The organism is Ochrobactrum sp. SFR4 (assembly GCF_019730395.1).
In the GTDB taxonomy this organism is placed as follows: Bacteria; Pseudomonadota; Alphaproteobacteria; order Rhizobiales; family Rhizobiaceae; genus Pseudochrobactrum.
Window position 1 is genome coordinate 1 of record NZ_JAAPBB010001240.1, and the last position, 242, is coordinate 242.

Here is a 242-nt window from a genome sequence, read left to right on the forward strand (position 1 = left end):
TATCGAACCATGCGCCATGCAGAGAGAGACGTCCCTTTTTCTCCAAAATATCAACGCATGGGAAACTGCGCAGATTATTCAGCGAATAGCGGATTGAAATACGCTCTAATGCTGTCTGGCGTTCGGTCTGGGTCATCAGCGAATTGGATGTGATTGTTTCTGCGGCTGGTGCCAGCAGGCTCATCCATTTACCGATAAAGTCACCTGGCGAAAGCGGGCTGCTTTCAGTGTCCAGCGCTGCT

Annotated in this window: 1 protein-coding gene; it reads right to left on the reverse strand. The window is 50.8% G+C overall.

Going from position 1 to position 242, the window contains the following annotated elements:
* A partial coding sequence (locus HBA93_RS22990; RefSeq protein ID WP_286202162.1) for a carbonic anhydrase occupies positions 1–242 on the reverse strand: 242 nt, incomplete at both ends.